Source organism: Adhaeretor mobilis, from assembly GCF_007741515.1.
Lineage (GTDB): Bacteria > Planctomycetota > Planctomycetia > Pirellulales > Lacipirellulaceae > Adhaeretor > Adhaeretor mobilis.
Genome location: NZ_CP036263.1, coordinates 1,685,008 through 1,704,295, shown reverse-complemented (window position 1 = coordinate 1,704,295; position 19,288 = coordinate 1,685,008). Strand labels below are relative to the sequence as shown.

The following is a 19,288-nucleotide window of genomic DNA, read 5'->3' as shown; positions in this document are numbered from 1 at the left end:
AGATTTCCCGTTTGAGGCAGAGGCGACAGTACCCTTACCGTTGTGTCCATTCTTGCCATTTTTCTTGGATGGATCTTTGGTAGTAGATTGACGTGGCACGGCGGCTTCCTCTCGGCAGGGTGCGATCGATGGGTACGCTCTCTCCTTTTGCAGTCGCTGTGCCGGTGCGAAAAGCCAACCCGCCAAGATTGCCGTAACCCATTCCTACAAAACGACTTACACCCAAACCAAGCCTCTGGCCTGCCCGCCCAGTAACAAGTTTGCGTTGAGTTCTCGCAACAACGCAGAACCCCCACGTAGCCTTATTGCCACCCAAACCACGGCAGAAGTGCCACGGATTGCACGGACGATACGGTTTACTTTGAAACAGAAGTGAACTCACGGGACAGAGTGGTCTCTTCAGTCTTCGCTCGATTTCTTGCGTTAGCTCTTGTAAATATCCGTGCAATCCGTGGCCAACTATTACCTCCAATGCAACTCTGCGTTCGTCGAGCCTCCGCGTGAGACTTCCAATTAGCCCACTTTTGGTAAGATGACCTTGTTGAAAATTTTTTTACCTGAGCTAAGCAATGCGATTCGCCACCGTCGAAGCATCACTAAATGCCCCAATCAACGGGCTTGAGGAGTTCATATCTGCCGCGGGGCTCGACTTGCTGCAGTTGCGCTATCGGCGGCCGTTGACGCTGCCGTGCGGCAATCGCTCGGCCACCTCACCTGAGGTGCACTACCCGAGCTTCAATGAAGCGTTCTCAACTCATCTCAAACAAGTCGCAAAGACTCTTTACCTTGAGCCCGGCTTGCGAATCTTTGCCGATGCCGGGTGGGGGAACGCTTATGGCTGCGTCGAAGCATCGGCAAAAGTGCTGACCGAAGCCGGCTGTGACGAACTGTTAGTGTCTGCCGTGCGCGGTAGTAACCTGCTACCTATGCTCGACCAACTTCGTTTTGGTGGAGCGGAGTTTACCCACCGCGTTACCGCAGCCCCCTTCGACACGGAAGGCAACAATGTACTTGCAGCCGATTTGCAACTTGGCGCCGGCCCCATTCAAGTGGCTCTTGCTGAGGGTGCCCGCGTAGTGGTGGCAGGGAATTGCGATCTCAGCTCAGCAGTTGCGGCAGCTGCCGTCCACCGCTTCAACTGGAATTGGGACGACTACCAGAAACTCGCCGGTGCCGCAGCCGCCGCTACTCTTGCCGAACACTTGCCGCACAGGTTCTCATTGCAGTCACCTCAGTCCATTGCCGCAATTCCTACGAGTGTGGACGCCGACGGAAATGTCACGATTAGCCTGGAAGCAAACCGGCTGCCCGATATCGCCGACCGCCCCACATTAAGAGCAGCGGACGTTGTCTGTAGTTTTACAGCAGCCGCAGCGTCGCCCCTTAGCCCAGGGACGGCCGCCCTGAAGGGTTTTCAAGGCTCAGAACCTGACGACAATTGGCAATTGGACCTCACCTACGCAACTGGCTACGAGGCTGCGAGCTTGCTCCAGTTCAGCAACTTGCAACTTGCTGAGCAGTTCCTAGAAACACTGCAAACACTTGGAGTTTCCGAAACGGCTAGGCTCGGCGAGCTCTGCCTGGTACTACGCTACCGAACGCAGACCTTCGAAGAATGCTACGCTTGCTGCCTCATGATCGAACAAGCTGTCGCACAACTCGGACCTGATGCCGGGTGGCTAAGCGGCCCGCCATCGCCGGTAGCCCGTTGCGAGCGTTGGCCCACGAGCTTGCCCAAAGACCAAGTGGATATTGCCGTCGATACGCGCCCAGCAAACGAGTGGTACTAATTGGAAACGACCATGAAAGACACTTTTCTCAAACTCTCAACTGCGGGCCCGACAGGTACGATTATCCTCAATCGACCCGAGCAGCAAAATCTCCTCACTCCCGCAATGGTCAGTGAATTGAGTGAAGCGTTAGATGATCTTTATTACACCAAGAGCATTCGCGCTATCGTAATTACGGGCGCAGGCGACACTTTCTCCAGTGGGCTCGACCATTCGCAGGACATTTCCTCCACGGCAACTGAAGCAGAGAATGCAAGGCGCTGGGGCGAGGAAGCGCAAGTCTTCTGCGAACTGCTGGTGCGAATGTTGGAGATTACCAAACCAATTATCGCTGCCGTTAATGGCCCTGCCCTGTCTGCCGGTGCTGCCATTGCTGCGGCTGCAGATGTCGTGGTGGCGGGACAGTCCGCGACGTTCGGCTTGAATGATGCTCGCCACGGACGAATTGCCGGCATGGCATCCACCCTGGTTGGGTTTCGACTCGGCGCCGGCCAGGCTGCCAGGCTCGCACTCACTTCAGCGACAATCGACGCCACCGAAGCTTACCGCCTGGGCTTGTTTCATGAGTTGGTCGACGACGAGCAAACGTGGGCCCGCGCGAACCAACTCGCCGAAGAGTGCGCCGCAGGAGCCCCCGAAGCGATCCAACTCACCAAACGACTGATCAATGAAACCCTCGGCGAGACCCTCGCCACGCAGCTTTCCGCGGCCGCTGTGCTGAGTGCCACCGCCCGCACCACCGCAGCCGCAGCGGAGGGAATCGCCGCCCAACGCGAAGGGCGCCCGCCGGAGTGGAAGTAGGCGAATCAGCAAACCGCAAGATCATAAACCACGAAGTACACAAAGAGCACAAAGTGAAATAAATGAATCACTACTGCAGATAGGTCACGTGGAGAAATTGCATCTTCCTAGTCTTGATACTCCGATATTTTCGTGTCCTTCGTGCTCTCTGTGGTTAGAAAATCACACCGCAACTTTCTCAGACTTTCCATTTGACTCCCCCAAAAACGCGACCTAGGTTTCAATAGAGTTCAACCCGCTTAGTTGAACACTAGACTTTTCGCTCAGGGCAAGCCGGCCGCGAGGCCGAGCACGCAAAGCCATGGGTCCCGCACTGCGGGATCGCCAGGCCGCCGAGAGTCGCCCCACGTAACTGTGAGCCGATCCTCTCCCTCTTTATTTGTGCCCTTTAAACCTCTCCCTGCTTGTATCCTTGTTGCAGCCTGCTTACCCCCGGCGCTGCCAACGCCTAGGTTGCTAGAAATCGACGATTGCGACTTTCGCCCTCATCGAACAGTGTAACAACTGCCCCGTCCACACGGTCATTGCGATTCGATCAGTCGTCATCCCTGAGGATAAGCTCGGAACTGCCAGCGATTTGTGCCCTCACATCGTTGCCCGAGCTTATCCTCTTTTCTTTTCGGGCTGCTACCACCCTATTCTCCCTCCAGCGCCACTTCGCGTTACAGCGTCATGTACCGGTAGTAAACCTCCAACGTCATGATCGCCATAACCGTCGTGTAAAGGCGGCCGCCTTGAGCGCTGTGGGGTTCAGCGTAGTACCAGCTGCCGCGCTCGTGACCTTCGGTGGCTTGTGGATTTAAAGTAAAACTATGTGCGGGAGGATTGAATCACTTCCATCGCGTCAAGTAAGAGTATCCGATTCAACCACTCACTCTAGGTTGAGATAAGGACCAGCTCGTCTGTCGAATATGGTAGGCCTAGTGCCAATTTGCTTAGCTCGTAGTAAACTGGGTCAAGGTCAGAAATCATCTCCTTCGTAGCGAGCTGTAATGGAACATTTGGTAACACTGCTAATCGAAAAGGGAAGGGACTTTTGGAAGTCGCCCATTGCACTATTCGTAATTCTGACAGTTGTAGTCGTTGGCCTCTTAAAGATATTCGCTAACGACACTTTCGATAATATCGATCTTGCAGAATGGCTGATCGCGGTACTAGCAGCGATCGCGGTAGTCGTTGGCTGGGCCTATTTCAGAAGGATTCCAAAACCAGCACGAGACAAAGTCGGATTCGGTATAGCGATAGAATTTGAAGAGCCTAAGCAGCAGGTCAGCGTTAGGTCCGATCTCATCTCTAAGCTCAGAACGCTCTTGAGTCAGCACGATAGCGTGCATCAGTTTGAACTTATCGAGTTCTCACAGCATACATGTAAAGCAATTGATCGAAGTTCCGCAAGTAAACTGCTTAGAAAGTCGCAATGCCGTTTCTTAATTTTCGGGCTGGCTCGGATCAGAGAGCAACAGGGAAAACTGCTCCACGTATTCGACTTATCGGGGATTGTTTCACACGCTCCGATTGACACTAATAAAGCCAGTCAATTACAAGCCGAATTTTCTACGGTCCTGCCTTCCAGGCTGAACGTAGGCAAGGACGGCGATTTCTTTTCGTTCGAATTTACAGCTAGATGGTTTGACATAATAACAAGATACATTGTTGGTGTCGCTGCGTATCACACGCGTGATTATAAATACGCGGAATCGCTCTTGATCGACCTTGAGCAGGAGCTAATGGGGAAATTCGAAGATAAGTTGCCAGCTATTGCTCACATTAAGCAGTGGATACCAGGTCGACTACGTGTGATTTACAAGGAAATGGCTGACATACAAAGCCATCGATACTTCATCGGGCGAGATAAGTCTTCGCTCGAAGAATTGGAGAATATAACTGACAAGTTGCAAGCGAGATGGCCCAAGGATAAGTTCGCACGCCACCACAAAGCATTGACAGCTTTTGTATTGCGTAGAGATGTCGAAAGAGCACGGTTGGAGATCGAAGCATGCTCTAATGACGCAGACAATGTTTGGCTCTTTAGTTTAGCATTCCTGGATGCTTACGGAGGTGATCTTCAAGCGGCCTACAGAAATTACTGCAAAGCATTCGAAATACCTCTTACAAGCAACTCTGTACCTCTTCAGGTTGAGGAATTTATACAAATCGTCATGAATGAGGAGCCCGACAGGAAAGACCTGTTATTTTGCGTCGGTCTTGTCAACTATCGGAGTAAGCGTGACTTGGATGCCGCGGAGAGGGACTTCAGCGAGTTCTTGGAGCATACCGAAAAGAATAAGTATCCTCGCCAGCATGAAGCAGTAATAAAATGGCTTGGTGAGATCAACAGGTTGCAGGCAATAAGGTAACGCGGCTGACACGATCACACATTCTTAAGTTAACCCCAAATTTGATTTTCCGCGAGACAAGTGCTGATGGTAAACAGCTAGGGCAATGTTGCTTATGCCCTATTCTCTCTCCAGCGCCACTTCGCGATACAGCGGCATGTACCGGTAGTAAACCTCCAGTGTCATGATCGCCATGGCCGTTGTGTAGAGGCGGCCGCCTTGGGCGCTGTGTGGTTCGGCGAAGTACCAGCTGCCGCGTTCGTGCCCCTCGGTGGCTTGCGACTTCACTAAGTACTCCCGCATGCGCGGGTTCCAGCGTTGCCAACCAGCACCGCCGGCGTGGTGTTGCACGAGCGTGGAGTAGTAGTTGAAGTACATATGATTGCGATCGGGCCGCTCCGTGCCCAGCTTCGCGACCCCCTTCCTCAGGTGAGCCTGCGTCAACGGCCAACCGCCAACCATGCGGCATAATAGGCCGATGGCCGTGTTGCTGCCTGTCGGTTTTCCGCCACGCTTGTAAAGGTACTGGCCGTCCTCTCGTTGCATTGCATCGAGAAACGCTTCCAAACGCAGCCAAGTTTCGTAAGGCACTTTCAATCCACCGAGGGATGCGCTCTTGAGCGCCATCACCTGCCAGCCACTCACGGTGACATCCCCATCGCTGGGCGTCTCAAAGCCTGGAGAATAGCGCCAACCGCCATCATCGTATTGGGCGTTCACAATGAACGTGGCCGCCTCCTGCGCAGGGCCTTTCAGGTCTACGTCACGCGTCATGCCGTACGCTTCAGTCAACGCCAGCGCCGCTATGCCGTGCGAATACATGTTGTCGCCCTGCCCTCTCACTAAATCGACCGCGGCAAGCAGCCCGGGATCTCGTCCACCGGCAGCCCCCATGAAACGGTCACGCAAGTCGCCACCGTGCGATGTGATCGACATACTTTCGGACAAGTGATAGAGCCCGCGTTGCACGACTTCTTGATAAGGCCCGTCTTGGTGCGTATATCCGGCACCCAGAAAGCACAATAATGCTAAACCGGTAGATGCTGTGCTGGAGCGAAAGTAGCCTGAGTCGCGGCAGTGGCCACCGCACTGGGGACAAGCCTCTAAGTCGAATCGCCAAGAGCCGTCTTCCCATTGATGCGCTGCCAACCATGCCAGCCCCGCCTCGACGGCCGCTTCGCTTGCCGCGGTTCCGCCACCGGCCAGTGCGGCATCGCGACGATTGCCTAATTTGCGTCCCGAGAACCCACCTCCCTTGATCTTCAACGGCGAGGTCATCTCAATAGTCATAGCCGTAGGCAGGGGAGTGATCGCGGCAACTTCGAGTCCTTCGAGCGATGGTGGAGTCACAACTATCGTCGTGGCACTGTCGGTTGAACCTACCGTACGTTCAGGGGGCGAGGGCAATTCGAGTCCGTCGCTCGAAGCGCTATTCGCATCCAAAAGAAAATCGACCGAGTCCTCCACGAGGATCGAAGGAATCACCGTCAATTCGATCTGCTCTTTCTTCTGCAGAGAAAAGAAAAGCAGCGAGAGCCCGAGCACGATACCCATGTGTAAGGCAGCGCTTGTGAGCCAAGCAGAGGTGCGGCCGGCCAGTGCCCAGCTTAAGAAACCTCCGAGCAGCGATCCCTGCTCTGGTTCTCTCACTCTCGCTGGCTTGTCCGGCTTCTCAAATACCGGCGGCTGGGTTCCGGGAGATTGGGTGACTGGCGAGCGATCCTTCGAGCCTCCATCCTGCCCTAGCATCGCCTCGGGCGATGCTGGATCAACCGGCGGTGTGGCCCTCGGAGTACTGGGAGGCGGGGAACTCACGGGATTTTGCTTCACCTTCTTGTTGAGCGATAAAATATCTGTGCTGTCTATCGAAGCCAGCAGGTACCCCAGTCTCCCCCGTAGTAACCTCCATTATAGGCACTAGTTAGGTATCGGCGGCACCGGGAATTGCCCACTAGAAAGAATTGCCGCGTCCCTCTACACTCTCAGATTACCTGAAATTCACAATTTCCAGCAACTTACGCTTGAGACACGAGACCGATGGCCAAAAAGAGCGGCGGCAAACGCAAAAGAAAAGTGGAAACCATCTTCCTCGTCTGCGAGGAAACTGGCGACTACAACTACACAATCCGTCGCAAGATGGGTGGTGAGAAACTTAAACTGAAGAAGTATTGCCCGCGGCTTCGCAAGCATACGGTGCATAACGAAAAGAAGAAGTAGTTGCTGAGTAGTACTCGCAAAGAGTCAGTCACTTCGCTGATATCATTTTGTGGACTTGGCTGTGGACTCTTTCAGTGGGCTTGGCGGTTTCGTTCGTTGAACCACACTTCCTTCTCTTTCTCCTCTCACGCGCACGAGCAGGTTCGCTGCAATGCCTAAGCGTTGGCGAATCCGTCCGCACGACCAAGTCGCCATTGCCGAGCTGCAAAGCTCCGCAGGCATTCCCCCGGTCGTGGCCCAACTACTCGTGGGGCGTGGAATTCGCGAAGCCGAAGAGGCGAAGCTTTTTCTCGAACCAAAGCTCACCGGACTTCGCGACCCCGACCTCCTACCCGGCAATACCCTTGCCGCCGAGATCATCTGGGGGGCAATCCAAGCCAAATCGCGAATCGTCGTGTACGGCGATTACGATGCCGACGGCATGACCGCCACCGCGATTCTGGTGCGTTGCCTCCGACTGTTGAATGCGGACGTTCACTACTACGTGCCCAATCGCATCGACGAGGGCTACAGTCTCAACGAGGAGGCAATCCGCTCGCTGGCTGAACAGAAAACCGACCTCATCGTAACAGTCGATTGCGGCGTCGCCAGCCTCGAAGAAGCCGACCTTGCCGCAGAGCTGGGCATGACGCTCATCGTGACCGATCACCACCAAGCAGCCTCCTCCATGCCGAGAGCCGCGGCAGTTGTGCACCCGGGCCTGCCGGACAGCGACTATCCTTTCCCAGGTCTCTGCGGTGCAGCAGTCGCTTTCAAACTCGCCTGGGCGCTGTGTCAGCAGGCCTGTGGCGAAAAGAAGGTGACTGACCGTATGCGAAACTTCCTCATGGAAGCAGTCGGCCTTGCTGCACTAGGGACCGTGGCCGACGTGGTGCCACTAATCGATGAGAATCGCATCCTCGTGCGTCATGGCTTGAATAGTCTCACGCACTCGCCCCCGCTGGGCGTCGAAGCACTGCTCAAGCAAACCAAACTCGGAGACAAACGGCAGCTCGAGGGCGAAGATCTCGGCTTTTCACTTGCCCCGAGGCTCAACGCCGCAGGAAGGCTGGGGCATGCAGAAATCGGTGTGGAGCTACTCACCACTGAAGACTCAGCGCGTGCGGAAAAGCTCGCCCAGTACATCGACGAACTCAACGAGGAACGCAAGTCGCTGGAACGCAGCATGCTGCTATCCGCCGACAAGCAGGCAAAAGAAAAGTTCGACCCACTCACCGATCCGGCTCTGGTGCTGGCAGACCACCAGTGGCATGCGGGCGTCATCGGCATCGTGGCGGGCCGGTTAGCTGAGAAGTACAACATCCCCACGATCCTCATCGCCGGCGATCCGATTGGCGTGAAGCCGGGTATTGGCTCTGCCCGCAGCGCCGGAGGGCTGAATCTGCACTGGGCACTGGCCGAGTGTGACGAGCATCTCCGGTCGCATGGTGGCCATGCCGCGGCCGCTGGTATGCGAATTATCGACAAGAACGTTCCCGCTTTTCGACGTGCCTTTTGCGATGTGGTGCGTCGGGAGATATCCAACGAAGATCGCATGGCCGAGCTAAGTATCGACGCAGAGGCGGCACTCAGTGGGCTCACCAAGCAAACTGTGCAACAAATCGAAAGTCTCGCCCCGTTCGGGCACGGCAACCGCCGACCCGTGCTTTGTGCTAGCAACGTGCGTCTCGACGGGGCTCCCAAACGAATAGGCGCCAGCGGGCGGCACCTCTCCATGACATTCGATCAACACGGAGTCAAACTGCGTGCCGTAGCCTTCGGCGGCGGCGACTGGGCCGACGAACTGGCCGCCATCGATGGCGAGCTCTCCATCGCCTTCCGGCCCGTGATCAACCACTTCCGCGGGCGCAGCACCGTGGAGCTGCATCTGGATGATTGGCGAGCTGAAGAGGGCTAACTGTTGTTGGCATACGATAGTTTCGCGCAGAGACGCAGAGACGGCAGAGCTTCGAGTTCGCCAACTGGATGAAAGGGATCACCTGCAACTAGTTCTGCATCTTCTCGATACTCATTTTGCTAGCAGGGCCTTGAATCGACAATTCTCTGCTGTCTCCGCGTCTCTGCGCGAGTCATAGTGGCCGCCCAATCAAGCGGACTGCCATTTACGCAACCCTCGCGTATTGCGTAATCTACGGGTGCATTGATTCCCCTCCCCCGCGACGGTGACCCCGGCCATGTTAATTTCTCGTTTCTCAGCGTTCACTCTGTTTCTCTTGATGACACTCGGCTGTTTCGCCAGCGCCACATTGCAAGCCGCAGAGGAGTCTGGCGATCAGTTCCGCATCGAAACCGATGTCTACGTCGGCGACGAGCAGGAGCCCGTAAGCCGGAGCGTCACGATCTTTGAGAAAGAGGCGGTGTACGATTTCTCCGGCAAACCTGCCGAGGTGGTCGTGTATCGCAACGCCACCAAGAGCCATCCGGGCGAATTCATCCTGCTGAACTCGGAAAAGCAGCAACGTACCGACGTTCCGCTGGAGGATATCACACCGCTGATGAAAAAGCTTGCGAAGTGGGCCTCCGAGCAAAATGACCCGGTGATGCAATTCTCTGCAAACCCCGCCTTTCAAGAAGGTTTTTCCAAAGACACCGGCAAGCTTTCCATGCGTAGCCCGCAGTGGTCGTACGAAGTGTTGACCACCAACGTAGAAAATCCCGCTGCCCTGGCCCGCTATCGCGAGTTCACTGACTGGTATGCCCGGCTCAACTGCATGCTGCATCAGACTCCACCACCCGGGCCACGGTTACTGCTCAACGAACAATTCGTCAAGCACCAAGTCGTGCCAGAGCAAATCAGCCGTCGAATTGCTGGCCAGGATGTTGAGATCCACGCCAAACACCTCTTCTCTTGGCGGCTCTCACGCGAAGACCAAGCCCGCCTCACAGAAGCTCGCCAGCAACTCGCCAGCTACAAGAAAGTCGAGACGGAAGAGTTCTTTCGCCGGTAAGGTCAGAAATGAGACGCGGATGCTGATCGGGCGGATGATCGCGGTTTTCTACTGAGCGGGTAGCACCTACACTTCATCCGCCTCTACGGTTGTCACCTCGCAACGCTTAAACGGATAAGTGTCGGCGTGCGCAGCACAAGAGGTCACTGGGCCGCTAACTCGAAGAACTCCTGTCATAGCCGACAGCGACACTCGGCCTGTTTTGCGAACACGCTGAACTACCGAATGACGGCCGCAGTGTCGTTGCTACCCAATCTGTTCATGTCCGCCCGATCCGCGTTCATGCGCGTCCCATCCTACGACCGGACAAGCTCGTGAAAACGCTTGTGCAAGTCAAGCGTCATCGGCCCCGGCTTGCCGGTGCCGATCACACGATCATCCACCTTCACTACCGGTACTACTTCTGCCGCAGTGCCGGTCAGAAAGCACTCGTTGGCTATGTAAACATCGTGCTTAGTAATCGCGTTCGTCACCACTTCGATGCCAGCATCCTCAGCCAATTCAATGACCGCGTTGCGAGTCACGCCCTCAAGGATGCCTGCGTCTAAGGGGGGAGTGAGTAGGCGTCCGTTCTTCACGAGGAATAGATTATCGCCCGTGCATTCGGCGACTTCACCTTTGTGATTGAGCATCAACGCCTCGACGCAGCCCGCCTTCAGGCCCTCGATCTTCGCCAGAATGTTGTTCAGGTAGTTCAGCGATTTAATGCGCGGACTGAGCGCTGCCGGATGGTTCCGAATCACGCTGGAGGTGATCAGTTCCAGGCCGTTGTCGTAGTACTCCTGCGGATACATGGTAATCGTATCTGCAATGATTATGATCTGTGGATTGCTACACTTGTTCGGGTCGAGCCCCAAAGTCCCAACCCCGCGAGTAATCACCGCGCGAACGTAACCGTCCGTAATCTTGTTGGCGGCCACCGTCTCGCTAATCTGTTTGGCCATATCGGACTGCGAGATCGGTATCTCCAGGCGAATTGCCTGGGCAGATTCGTAGAGCCGCTTCACGTGTTCTTCTAGCCGAAACACCTTCCCGCCATAGCTGCGAAGCCCCTCGAACACGCCATCGCCATACAGTAAGCCATGATCGAACACACTGACGGTCGCCTGCTCTTGAGGGACGAGCTTACCGTTGATCGAAACTTGACGTGACATGGCTGGGGTGGAGATTGGGTATTTGGGGGAGGGGTTAGAACAATGTACATGTCATTCCGAAAGGAGTCGAACGACTGAGGAATCCGGTCCGTACAAAAGTTCGGTCTGGATTCCTCGGTCGGCGAGCCTCACGTCGGAATGACACTTTGGTGAGCCTCACGTTCCGTCCATATGACCGACTGAGGCCACAGTAGGTTCGCAAGTCCACTCACGCTCAACCCACAATTCGCCCTTCGGCAATTTGTACCGTGCGGTCGGCTTGTCCGGCAATCAGCGGGTCGTGCGTGACCATGATGATAGTGAGGTTCTGCTTCTCATTCAACTCGCAGAGAGTTTTCATGACTTGATCGCCGGTCGAGCGATCGAGATTGCCCGTGGGCTCGTCCGCGAGAAGCACCTCAGGCTTGAGCATTAATGCCCGAGCGATGGCAGTCCGCTGCATCTCGCCGCCGGATAGCTCGCTGGGTTTGTGCTTGGCACGATCAGCCAACCCTACCAGCTCCAGCAGCTCCATAGCCCGCTGGCGATATTGCTTCCGTTTCGCCCAATAACCGAGCGTCGATTCGTAGATGTAGGCCGGTGCCAGCACGTTCTCAAAGGCAGTCAGTTCAGGCAGCAAATGATACGCCTGGAATATCATCCCAAAGTGGCGATTACGCAGCAGGTCACGACTGGTAGCCGGCAGGTTGTCGATGCGGTTGCCGTCGAAGAGCACTTCGCCGGCGTCTGGCTTGTCGAGCGTCCCCAACAAGTGCAGCAACGTGCTCTTGCCGCTACCCGAAGCACCGATGATGGCCACGAACTCGCCGTCGCTCACATCGAAGTGAACACCCTGCAACACGGGGATGCCAACCGAGCCCTTCTGATAGCTCTTAAAAAGTTCGCGACAACCCAACCGAGCAGGCCCGGCAAGTACCGGAACGCCGCTTGCTGGTTTAGCCGAGGGACGTGCAATGCGCAGCGCCGCTGGTTCGTAATCCACTTCGCTACCTGTAGAATCGAACGAACGCGCAGACTCGGCTAATGTCTTGGCCAATGAACTACTCATAACGAAGTGCCCTTACCGGGTGAAGTCGTGCCGCGCGACGCGCTGGCAGGATACTTGCCATAACGGCAATGAGAACTGCCCCGGCGAGAATCCATGCCACGGTGAATGGCTGAACAATCGTGGGAATTTTGTAGAAGTAGTAGACCGAAGGATCGAACACCGGCTGACCGGTAAGTCTGCCCAGCCCGTCGGCAATCTCGTTGATGTAACGCACAAACAACCAGCCAATCACAAAGCCCGCTCCGGCTCCAACCAAACCCAGGCTGAAACCGTAAGTGAGAAAGATACCCATAACGCCACGGCCTGATGCGCCAAGCGACTTCAAGATGCCTATGTCGCGTGTCTTCTCCACGACAATCATGTAGAAGATCGCCAAGATGCCAAAACCGGCTACTGCGATGATCATGAACAGCAGGACATTCAGCACGGCGGTTTCCATTTGTACCGCCGCGAGCAAGGGACCTTGCTTGTCCCGCCAGGTGCTCACCATATAAAACTCTTGCGGGAAGGCGGACTTCAATTTGTCTCGGATTGCGTTCGCGTCAGCACCCGGTTTGAGCTTAATTTGAATCGACGTGAACTTACCCACACCGGTGGTCGGATCCACAAGGCCACGGCTTTCTTGCAACGAGCGAATGGGCACGAATACGAAGTTCGAGTCGTACTCGTTCATCTTGCTCTCATAGAAATCGACAATCGTGTACCTCTCGCTGATCGCCTTGGGAGGCATCGAGGCTGTTGGGAAGCTGATTTTCACGTCATCGCCGGGTAGCGCGAGAAAATGGTCGCTGCCATTGGCCAGTCGCATCCCGCAGATACCAATGCCCAGCACGATGCCCGTATGCTGCTCTTTAGCGGAGTCGAATTCCTGCCCCTGCGCTTCCCCATTCGCCTCCGCCTGTGCCTTAAATGGATCGAACGGTTCGTTTACCTCAGCCTTTTCGTCGCCTGCTTTCGGTTGCTTGGTGGCCGCTTCTGCGGCGTGCTGCTTCTCAATCATCGACTTGTAGCGACGATATCCCCAACCGGCAGATTTCATCTGTTTGCGTGGCTGAACTTTCGACATATCCTCCGCCATGTGATCGATCGTATCGTAACCGTTCTCACGAAGTTGGAAATCGAGCTGGTCACGGTTTTTGGGGTGTTGCAGATAATTGCCGAACTCGCTTACGTCCGCGTAGGTCGATTTATCGATACCCACGAGCGTAATCTGCCGCGTCACACTTTGCCGCTTGCCATTCGCACCGTACACGTCGAAGTACAGCAGGGCAGGCACGTTTACCGTGGGTGACATACCGACGACGTCATCACCAACGGTGCGACGAATCGTCTGCATGTGCGCTGCCGCGTCAGGTGCGCCGTCCATACTGCGGCAATCGATAACCAGATCGCCCAGCATGCCGTTCAGGCGAGATTGCATCTCGTGCGTGAAGCCAGCCATGACGCTGTTCACGACGATCATCGTGGCGACGCCAAGCGTTACGCTCACGATACAGATCAACGCGATATAACGCGTGCGAAGGTATCGCCAGCAGAGTAGAAGTTTATACATCGACCCATCCTTGGGTGGTGTGAAATTAAATGAGCATTAACGCTCAGGACGCAACAACGGGAATAGAATAACATCGCGTATTGATTGCGTACCCGTCAGCAACATGACTAATCGGTCGATACCAATACCCAACCCGCCGGCCGGTGGCATGCCGTAGCGTAGAGCACGAATAAAATCATGGTCCATCTTGGCCATCGAGTCTTCATCACTCAGTCCCGAAAGTTGCGTCTTGAACAGTTCTTCCTGTAAATCAGGGTCGTTCAGTTCCGTATAGGCATTGGCGACCTCCATACCTTGAATGAACAGTTCGAACCGCTCGGCAATTTCAGGGTTGTCCCGCTTGCGTTTGGTGAGCGGGCAAATGCTCGCTGGGTAGTCGGTCACGAACACTGGTCCTTCCAGGGCGTCCTCAACCTTCTCCTCGAACACATCGTTCTTGATCACATCTGGGTGGCGTCCCTCGGTGGGGATTCCAATCGACTCGGCCAACTTTGCAACTGCTTGCTCGTCCTCAGGATCGACGCCAGCATGCATCGCAAACAGTTGGTTGTAAGTCATTCGTGCGAACGGCGGCTTGAAATCAATTGTAGTGCCACCCCAGGGCAGGCAGTAATTCACTTCACTAGTGGCATCTCCTCGAGCGCCAGCCGGATGTACCGCTTGGATCGCCTCGATCGCGCCCGTGATGCAGGCCTCGGTGAGGTCCATCATCGATTCGTAGTTGCCGTAGGCTTGGTAGACCTCCAGCATGGTGAACTCAGGATTGTGCTTCTGGCTGATACCTTCGTTGCGATAAACGCGGCCCATTTCGTAGACGCGTTCAATCCCGCCGACCATCAGCCGCTTAAGGTGTAATTCCAGAGCGATCCGCAAATTAAGTTCGATATCCAGTGCGTTGTGATGCGTCTGAAAAGGTTTGGCCGCTGCACCACCGGCAATGCCGTGCAGCGTTGGGCCTTCAACTTCAACAAAGTTCTGTTGTGCAAGTGTATTGCGAATTGACGCCACAATTCGTGTGCGATCAAGAAACCGCGGCAGCACGCCTTCGGTATGAATCAAGTCCAAGTAGCGTTGTCGCTGGCGAAGCTCGGGGTCTTGCAGCCCACTGTGCTTGTCTGGTGGCGGGGCAATCGACTTCGCCATGAAGTGCAGCTTCTCAGCCAAGATGGATAGTTCGCCCGTGTTACTACGGATCAACGTGCCATCCACGCCGATCAGGTCGCCCAGGTCAAACTGCTGGGCCAGTTCCCAATCGTCGCCGACTTGCTTCATACCGACCATCACCTGCAGATCGCCCGTCAAGTCGCGAATGTCGATGAAATGCAGCTTGCCCTTGTCACGATGCAAGACGATTCGCCCCGCAGCACGCACCTTCGGTCCGACAAGCTCACCCCGGCCCTGGTCGGCTTTCCATTGGCGAAACGCTTTGCACTGTTCTTCGGTTTCCAGCGGCGGTAGCTCGTGGACTGTCTCGCCGCCCGCTTCGTCGGGCACTTTGTAGGTAATCTCGCCAGCCCGCGCACGGATCTCGCCGATCAGCGACCGGTCATCAAACCGGCCGCCCCACGGGTCGTGACCTAGCTCAGAAATTTTCGCCAATTTCGCCCGGCGATTCGCTTCAAGCGTAGAGAGGTCCTCGGTAGGTGATTCTTCGGTAGCAATAGCGGCGGCTTCTTCAGGCATGGGTCTTGTTGGTTAACGGAGGGAAGGGAGAGGGGATTCTAGTGCCTCGGCAAGCGCGGTCAATGTCATGTTTAGGGATTAGGTAGTTAGGTAGATAGGGATTAGGGCCCAGGCTCAAAGCGTTCCCAATTTCCTATACCCTATCTACCTAATACCTAGATTCCCCTCATGCTAGCACATTTTCCGTTTTCCTGACTTGCGGTTCCCTCCATTGACCCACTCCCAGCGGCCTCCTACGCTCCGCACCGCAAGAGACAAGGAAGCAATCAGCGACGCCGTAGACGAAACAGCCGTGTCCTCGTCGGAAGGAGCCGACCACGATGAAGCGTCCTCTCAGAGTTTCGAACAAGATCCTATCTATCTTGAAGAGTTGCAACTGGCAGAGGTTTCGTTGGTTGGCCAGCGGTCTACTGGTACTCACCCTTGTCGCGTTCGCCTGGACTTGGCAGGCTTTGCAAGAAGTCGATCCCTTCTATACACAGGCGGTCAGCATCCAACCGCCCAAGCTTCGGGTCGCAAGCGAAGAACTCCGGCAGCGCGTTGCCTCCTTGGTAGACGATACGCAGCGGCCTGCACCCTGGAGCACGGCATTCAGCCAAGGCCAAATCAATGGCTGGCTAGCTATCTCCTTAGTCGCCCAGTACGCAGAGCAAATCCCTACAACACTCAGCGATCCGCGAATCGCGTTCGAAAACGGCCGGATTCTGCTCGGGCTTCGTTACCGTGAAGGAAAGATCAACACGGTAGTGACAGTGGTCGCCGTCCCAGAAATCCTCGACGCGGACATGCTATCGATTCGGCTGGAGAGCGCCCACGCCGGCTCGCTGCCTATCTCGACGAAAAAGATTTCTCAACAAGTCGCCACGGCAGCTGAGAAAATGAGAATCCCGCTCGCTTGGACTGAGCGGGAAGGAGCGCCGGTTGCCCTATTCCCACTGGCCGCTGCCATTTCGTCGGTGGGCCAACGCCGGCAACTGGAGACTCTGGAGATCGCCGACGGAACGTTGCGGGTTGCGGGAAGAACTTCACTGACCGACCCCGCGAAACGATTGGCCAGTCAAGCGAGAGAAGTAAAGCGACGCTGACTACGCCTACAAGGTCGGCCGGACCGAGTGGAGCGAATTCTGGCTGGTGCAATAGACCTCCGGGTGCCGCTGCTGGCTTTTCCCAGCAGCTAGTGAGAAAAAAATGCGAAGTAGGACTTGAGGATCATGAAGGCAATGTAGACGGCGCCTGCCACTAGCCAGGCTTTTCCACTCCGAGCGCCGCCCCTAAGCCAACCCAAGAACCAGACAATGGAAAGGCAAATTGAAACTATGCCCACTAAGATCAGCGGAGCTGAGTCCCTGACGATGCCAATGTAGCTGACGCCCAGTATCGAGCCTGCTACAGCTACGGCAACGAATACTGAGCGCTTTCTATTTGGGTGATTTGAGTTTGTTGACATGGTATCGTAGGCCCTGCCTAGCCATCGGAGTTGCGGAGAAATCAAAACTTCGTGCAGGAACTCGTGCGCCTCGCTCGGGCCTGCGTCCTCTCGCATAGCACTTGCCTATTCTCTAGGACCAAGGTAGCGGACAAGCGTAACAGCGAGGCAAACAGCGTGCAAATAGCTCGCCGATGGGATGGTTACCAACACGGTAATAAAACCAACTAAGAGACACGAGAGCCCCCAAAGTTGCTCGCGCCAAAGCCCCACACTTGCGATGGGCAGCAATAAAACCCCTACCGTCCCAACTATAACTCTAGTGGCTCGCAGGTCACCAATTTGAATTGCTGGTAGTGCCAGTCCAACTAGGCTTGGAATTGATAGTGCTGCCCAGCCTGCACAAACCGCAATGAAGAAATGAAAAGTGCTACGGCGCATGTTGCCTCGTCATATCAAGCGTGCTTAATGAGCCGCACTAGGCAGCAAACCCACTCCCGAGCTGATCAAAGCACATATCAGTCGCCGTGTCAGCGTCCTCAGTCGTACTCTCCGCTGCCGCTCGCGCAGCCAACGCGATCAGGTCCCCCGGTGCCAATTGAGCCGCCGCTACGGCAGAGTTGCTCTCGCCGTATTGTTCATACCATCCTGTCAAATCTTGCCCATTTACTGCTCCGTCGAGATTCGCGTCACCCTCGGAATGAACTGCACCCGACGTGGCACCAAATCCAATCTGCCAGGTGAGAAAATCAAATCCATCGACGGTACTGCTGTTGTCGAAGTCCGCGTTGGGTTCGAACCGTCCCACCAGCCAGCTGAATAAATTCACGGCATAGGTGCTATTGTCAAATCGCACAATACTTGTGCCGGCACCGTTCTGGTTAAAAAAGGTGTTGCGATCGAAGTGCCCGGCAATGCGTCCTTGATCCACATAGGCTATGGTTAGGGCCGCATCGTTGGCCGTCACGCTCCGCGAATTGCCCTGCTGATTGCTACCGAACGGTGGCGTGTTCACACGCGTCGAGCCCTCTGCATTGGCAAGCAAAGCCTCAGTGACACCAGTGCCAGGTGTGCCGAGCACGATAGGCGATACGCCTTCGCCATCGAATGTGTTTACGCCGTCGAAAATCGGATGGTCGGGCACGTCAAACTCGCCGGCGGAGCGAGATACCGCATACGTGCCCTGGTCTTGATTCATCGTCCAGCCAAAGCGATCCAAGAACTGCTGATCAGAGTTTGGCGCGTCGGCCCAGTTGCCGCCGAAGTTCGCATCGGAAATGAACAGTACCGCACCACCGGTGCGGATGTATTGTTCAACCGCGTCGATTGCTGCAGTATCGTAGACGGCATTGTTAGAGCCCAATACCACCGCGTCGTACTGAGCCAAATTAACAGACTCGAAGTCGATGTGAATCCCGTTGGCAGGCCCCGAGGAATTCTCCACGCCTTCGGTGATCTGTTCGACCGTCATGCCAGCCGACTGAAGAGTGGTCGCCAGCGTGCCCCAACCGTGGTTGCCACCGTTGGTCTCGAAGTTGTTAATGTCGGCCAGTTGTTCGGTCCGCCCTGCGTCGTTGTTGGCCTCTAAAAAGCCGCCCGTGCGATCGCCACCGCGTACGAAAAGCACACGTTCCCCGCCTCCCTGCGTTTCACCGATAACCTCGATGGCACTCACCTTGGCGTTATCCGCTTCGGTGAGAAATTCGAAATCGATACGTCCGCTGCCTGTTGCCGTCGCGGTAAACTCCTCGATAACCGCTTGATCTTCGCCACCCGCCTCGACGAACACGTCGTAGTCGTCGAGTACCTTTGTACTGTTGATCAAGACGTCAAAGCTTCGTTTGCCGCTCTCCGACCAATATATCTCTGCAAAGTGCAAACGCACGTCGTAAGCATTGCCTGGCACGAGGCCTGCTTGCGAATAGTTGAAGTCGCCCCCACCCTGACCGGTGCGTTCCGTTTGATACACCGTTGTCGGTGCTGCATCCATCACGCCGGCAACGCTTACCGGTGTCGACGAAGTATAGTTGCCCCCGCCAACGAAACCGCTGCTCGCTGCAAACAAACCTATCGCCGGTCCGCCTGCGTTCACGGCCGTCAATAAGAGTCGCGATTCGAGTTGCTCAAAACGCGTCGCCCGGGTAAACGGAGAATTCGTATTGGAAAGTTGCAGCATACTCGCCTCAGGTCAAGAGTTGTCGGTTCCTGAGGCATTGTAGCCAAAAGACGCGAGAGAAGCCCGCATAGAGTTGCCGCTCGCGGCTTAGCAGCCAACCCTAAGCCGCTAGCCCCTCAAACAATGGTCGCCTTTCTGAAGGCGCAGCTAAGACGCA

The 19,288-nt window shown here is 55.6% G+C and carries 13 protein-coding genes and 1 riboswitch; of the genes, 7 read left to right on the top strand and 6 right to left on the bottom strand.

Annotation, left to right across the window (positions count from 1 at the left end):
* Nucleotides 1-569 precede the first annotated feature (569 nt).
* The 3 genes from HG15A2_RS06690 (at nucleotide 570) to HG15A2_RS06680 (ending at nucleotide 4,948) form a co-directional block, all read left to right on the top strand.
* Nucleotides 570-1,790, top strand: coding sequence for an acyclic terpene utilization AtuA family protein (locus HG15A2_RS06690; protein ID WP_145059047.1), 1,221 nt, complete (start codon nucleotides 570-572; stop codon nucleotides 1,788-1,790).
* 12 nt (nucleotides 1,791-1,802) lie between these two features.
* On the top strand, nucleotides 1,803-2,591 hold the full coding sequence (locus tag HG15A2_RS06685; RefSeq protein WP_145059045.1) for an enoyl-CoA hydratase/isomerase family protein: 789 nt from the start codon (nucleotides 1,803-1,805) through the stop codon (nucleotides 2,589-2,591).
* A gap of 257 nt (nucleotides 2,592-2,848) precedes the next feature.
* Nucleotides 2,849-2,928: riboswitch (cyclic di-GMP riboswitch) on the top strand.
* Nucleotides 2,929-3,583: 655 nt separating this feature from the next.
* The gene (locus HG15A2_RS06680; protein WP_145059043.1) at nucleotides 3,584-4,948 is read left to right on the top strand and encodes a hypothetical protein; all 1,365 of its coding nucleotides are present in this window, start codon (nucleotides 3,584-3,586) and stop codon (nucleotides 4,946-4,948) included.
* A gap of 99 nt (nucleotides 4,949-5,047) precedes the next feature.
* On the opposite strand, the gene HG15A2_RS06675 is transcribed toward HG15A2_RS06680, so the two are convergent.
* Nucleotides 5,048-6,742, bottom strand: coding sequence for a prenyltransferase/squalene oxidase repeat-containing protein (locus HG15A2_RS06675; protein WP_145059042.1), 1,695 nt, complete (start codon nucleotides 6,740-6,742; stop codon nucleotides 5,048-5,050).
* 222 nt (nucleotides 6,743-6,964) lie between these two features.
* On the opposite strand from HG15A2_RS06675, the gene rpmG reads away from it, so the two are divergent.
* The 3 genes from rpmG (at nucleotide 6,965) to HG15A2_RS06660 (ending at nucleotide 10,092) form a co-directional block, all read left to right on the top strand.
* Nucleotides 6,965-7,144, top strand: a complete 180-nt coding sequence (gene rpmG, locus HG15A2_RS06670; RefSeq protein ID WP_145059040.1) for a 50S ribosomal protein L33 — start codon at nucleotides 6,965-6,967, stop codon at nucleotides 7,142-7,144.
* Nucleotides 7,145-7,295: 151 nt separating this feature from the next.
* A complete protein-coding gene (gene recJ / locus HG15A2_RS06665; RefSeq protein ID WP_145059039.1) occupies nucleotides 7,296-9,041 on the top strand; it encodes a single-stranded-DNA-specific exonuclease RecJ in 1,746 nt (581 codons plus the stop codon).
* A gap of 277 nt (nucleotides 9,042-9,318) precedes the next feature.
* Entirely contained in the window at nucleotides 9,319-10,092 is a 774-nt protein-coding gene (locus HG15A2_RS06660; protein ID WP_145059038.1) for a ubiquitin family protein, read from the top strand.
* 296 nt (nucleotides 10,093-10,388) lie between these two features.
* Here HG15A2_RS06660 and ilvE read toward each other — a convergent pair whose 3' ends face one another.
* The 4 genes from ilvE to lysS form a co-directional block, all read right to left on the bottom strand.
* The gene (ilvE, locus tag HG15A2_RS06655) at nucleotides 10,389-11,246 is read right to left on the bottom strand and encodes a branched-chain-amino-acid transaminase (protein ID WP_145059037.1); all 858 of its coding nucleotides are present in this window, start codon (nucleotides 11,244-11,246) and stop codon (nucleotides 10,389-10,391) included.
* 214 nt (nucleotides 11,247-11,460) lie between these two features.
* Nucleotides 11,461-12,294: an ABC transporter ATP-binding protein gene (locus tag HG15A2_RS06650; RefSeq protein ID WP_145059036.1), complete on the bottom strand. Its 834-nt coding sequence runs from the start codon at nucleotides 12,292-12,294 to the stop codon at nucleotides 11,461-11,463.
* Nucleotides 12,287-13,846, bottom strand: coding sequence for an ABC transporter permease (locus HG15A2_RS06645; RefSeq protein ID WP_145059035.1), 1,560 nt, complete (start codon nucleotides 13,844-13,846; stop codon nucleotides 12,287-12,289). The genes HG15A2_RS06650 and HG15A2_RS06645 overlap by 8 nt, the downstream gene beginning before the upstream one ends.
* 36 nt (nucleotides 13,847-13,882) lie before the next feature.
* On the bottom strand, nucleotides 13,883-15,529 hold the full coding sequence (gene lysS / locus HG15A2_RS06640; RefSeq protein ID WP_145059034.1) for a lysine--tRNA ligase: 1,647 nt from the start codon (nucleotides 15,527-15,529) through the stop codon (nucleotides 13,883-13,885).
* Between the two features lie 320 nt (nucleotides 15,530-15,849).
* On the opposite strand from lysS, the gene HG15A2_RS06635 reads away from it, so the two are divergent.
* Nucleotides 15,850-16,614, top strand: coding sequence for a hypothetical protein (locus HG15A2_RS06635; protein WP_145059033.1), 765 nt, complete (start codon nucleotides 15,850-15,852; stop codon nucleotides 16,612-16,614).
* An 819-nt stretch (nucleotides 16,615-17,433) separates the two neighbouring features.
* Here HG15A2_RS06635 and HG15A2_RS06630 read toward each other — a convergent pair.
* Nucleotides 17,434-19,131: a malectin domain-containing carbohydrate-binding protein gene (locus HG15A2_RS06630; protein WP_145059032.1), complete on the bottom strand. Its 1,698-nt coding sequence runs from the start codon at nucleotides 19,129-19,131 to the stop codon at nucleotides 17,434-17,436.
* Nucleotides 19,132-19,288 lie beyond the last annotated feature (157 nt).